This is a genomic window from Actinomycetota bacterium, from assembly GCA_035536535.1.
Taxonomy (GTDB): Bacteria; Actinomycetota; JAICYB01; order JAICYB01; family JAICYB01; genus DATLNZ01.
This window is the reverse complement of the sequence record DATLNZ010000149.1, coordinates 1-3216: the sequence shown is the minus strand read 5'-3', so window position 1 is coordinate 3216 and position 3216 is coordinate 1. Positions and strand designations below refer to the sequence as shown.

Annotated in this window: 2 protein-coding genes; one reads left to right on the top strand and one right to left on the bottom strand. The window is 70.7% G+C overall.

Translation table 11 applies throughout. The annotated features are described in order from the left end of the window. Positions 1 to 37: 37 nt before the first annotated feature. Positions 38 to 1945, bottom strand: coding sequence for a selenocysteine-specific translation elongation factor (selB, locus tag VNE62_09915; protein ID HVE92594.1), 1908 nt, complete (start codon positions 1943 to 1945; stop codon positions 38 to 40). Between the two features lie 86 nt (positions 1946 to 2031). Here selB and VNE62_09910 point away from each other — a divergent pair, with 86 nt between their 5' ends. Further along, complete coding sequence (locus tag VNE62_09910) at positions 2032 to 3027, top strand: hypothetical protein (protein ID HVE92593.1); 996 nt, start codon at positions 2032 to 2034, stop codon at positions 3025 to 3027. Positions 3028 to 3216: the final 189 nt, after the last annotated feature.

Here is a 3216-nt window from a genome sequence, read left to right as displayed (position 1 = left end):
GGGAAACGCGCGATCGATCGCGCGTGACGATTTCAGCTCAGTCAACGCCCGCGAGCTTCCGGCCGCGGGGGCCGAGGACGCGCGCGTCGTCCTGACGGCGTGTCAGCCCGGACGAGTCGAAGTACTCGAGCAACGGGACGGCGTACTTCCGCGTGGTGCCGATGACGTCGCGCACCTGTCCGACGGTGGCCGGTCCCTGCTCTTTGATGAGGTCGATCACCTTCCGCTCGGCCTCCTGCATCACGTCTGCGGCGTAAGCCAGTCCGGGGGCTATGGCTACGATCTCGCCGCTTCGTTCCAGCGCCTTCAGCAGCTCGTGCGACGCGCCGAGGGCGGGGGTCTCTGGCGGGGAGAACCCGCCGTCGCGCAGGGCCTTGAGGACCCGGTCCGCCTCGTCGCGCTGCTCCGGGGCCATGGACCCCTCGTGGCCCGGGAGCCGCAGCCAGGTCCCCTCGGCGACCAGATGTCCGGCGGAGGCCCACGCGTCGACCAGTTCGGTGAACGCGCGGGGGCCCAGCGTCAGGTGCAGGCGAAGGGGCTCCCTCGGCATCCCCGGGTCCAGCGGGTTGTCGGCGTGGTGGACGGCCAGGGCGTCGAGCGCGCTGGCTCGCAGCTCCTGCTCCATCCCGGAGTCAAGGACGAACCCCGGGGTGGACACGATCTGGCGCGCCGACGTCGCCCGTCCCAGGGCCATGTCCAGATCTCGGGGCCCCGCTCCCGCCAGCCACTGCAGGTCGGACCTGGCCACCAGGCGCCGTTCGGAGATCACGCGGGCCACGAGCTCGTCGTGCTCGGACGCCTCCCGCGCCCGCAGCCTGTCGAGCACTTCGGGATCGCCCCGGCGGATGCGACCGGTCGTGTGGTCAAGGACGCAGCCTCCGGCGACCGTCTCCCACCGGCCGACGTCGCGGATGATAAAGCGGTCCCCGGGCTCCAGGGGGGCCGGTCGCATCATGAACACCTGGACCAGCAGCGTGGACCCGGGCGGCATCGCGGGGCTGCGCCCGGCCTCGGCCAACGGGTCCTCCAGGAACTTCAGCCGGCACGGGATCTCGGCCGAGCCGATGTAAAGCTCGTAGGCGCCCTTTTCGACCAGCGGGTGGGCCAGGTCGCGGGACGTCCGCAGCCTGGCGGCGAAGCTGTCGGACAGCTTCCACGAGTCCGGAGTCACGAGCGCGTCGCCGCGCGCGATCTCGCGGCGGTCCAGTCCGACCAGGTTCGCGGCGACGCGGCTGCCGGGCTCGGCCTCCTCGACGGGACGCTGATGGGTCTGCAGGCTGCGGACCCGCACGCGATGTCCCGAAGGAAGAACGTCCACCTCGGCCCCCGCGCGCAGCGAACCTCCGGTGAGGGTGCCGGTCACGACGGTGCCGGCCCCCGTGATCGTGAAGGACCGGTCGATGAAAAGCCGCGGGCGGCCGCGGTCTGAGTCCGGTGCGACGGTGGACAGGAGGTCGTCGAGCCTGCGGCGCAGCTCGTCCATGCCCGCCCCCGTCACCGACGACACGGCGACGATGGGCGCGCCGTCCAGGACCGTCCCCTTCACGTGGCCGGTCACCTCGGACCGCACCACCGAGATCATGTCCGCGTCGGCGAGATCGGACTTCGTCAGCACCACGATCCCCGACCGGACGTCCAGGAAGTCCAGGATCTGCAGGTGCTCCGCCGACTGCGGCATCCATCCGGCGTCCGCGGCCACGACAAACAGCGCCGCGTCTATCGCACCCACGCCGGCGAGCATGTTCTTGATGAACCGCTCGTGGCCGGGCACGTCCACCAGCCCGATCTCGCGGCCGGAAGGCAGCTTGCACCAGGCGAACCCGAGATCGATGGTCAGCCCCCTGCGCTTCTCCTCCTCGAAGCGGTCGGGATCCATCCCGGAGAGGGCTTTGACCAGCGCCGACTTGCCGTGATCGACGTGGCCTGCTGTGCCGATGACGTGCATTGTTCCTCTTCGACGCCTCAGGAGGTGGGGGCCGGGCGGCCGGACCACCGTCCAACGATACCCGCGTAGACTCGGATCCCGTCGAAGTGGCACACGCCGCCCGGCGCCATCACATGACCGAGATCAGCAGACGAGGGTTCATCGCGCTGGGACTGGGCGCCGTCGCCTGGTCCGCCTGCAAGCGCGGCTCCGGCATTCCCACGTCCAGCCCCACCATCGCGCCGGACAAGGCGCTTTCAGTCCAGCCTGCCACGAGCGAGCTCGCGCTCGGGGACCGGCGATTCGCCTTCGCCCTGTTCAGGGGCCAGCTGCCGGTCGCGGCCGGCGGTCCCACCGAGCTGCTGGTGACGCCTCCCGGCCTTCCGCCCGTAAAGGCTACGGCGCAGCCCGTCTCGATCGAGCTGGGGGTGGGGGGAGGGACGCCGGTCGCCGGGCACACGCACCCGCCGGGCGCCGAGCCCCACCAGCACCCTCGGGAGGGCGGACAGGGGGCCGAGGTTCACGACATCCTGGTCGTCGAGCACGACTTCGACCGCCCCGGCGTCTGGAACATGCAGCTGCGAACGAACCTCGCGCAGGGCGGGCCCCACCCGAAGCTGAGCGTGCAGGTCCTCGAGCGCAGCGAAAGCCCCATGGTGGGGGCCAAGGCACTGCCGACGCAGACCCCCACCGTCGCCGACGCGCGGGGTGTGGATCCCATCTGCACGCGGACGCCCCGCTGCTCCATGCACGAGGTGACGGTGGCGCAGGCCGTGCAGTCCGGACGGCCGTCGCTGATCACCTTCTCGACCCCCAAGTTCTGTGCGTCACGCACCTGCGGACCGACCGTGGACATCGTCGAGGCCGCGAAGTCGTCGTTTGCAGGAGTCCATTTCGTCCACGTCGAGGTCTACAACGGCGCGCCGCCGAACCACGCCCCCGCCGTCCAGGAGTGGAAGCTCCCGGGAGAGCCGTGGATCGTGTTCGTGGGCGCGGACGGACTCGTCAAGGCCCGGTGGTCGGGGGCCATGGGACAGTCGGAGCTCGAGAAGGCACTGCCCAAACTGGTGGACGGGTCACTGGGAGCCACGGCGGGGGCCTAGCCGGGACGGGCATGGAACAGGTCACGATCGATCGGCTGGCCTCGCTGTGCAGGCTGTGGGGAATCGTCGAGTTCCTCCACCCCTGGATCGCCTGCAGGGACATCGACTGGGACGCCGCCGCGGTTGAAGCTGCGCCCGCCGTCCTCGATGCCTCGAGCGACGAGGAGTTCCAGGAAGCGGTCGAGAGGA

Bases quoted from the DNA above. Each gene is read 5' to 3' on its own strand.
- selB (HVE92594.1), bottom strand. From the start codon at position 1,945: ATGCACGTCATCGGCACAGCAGGCCACGTCGATCACGGCAAGTCGGCG.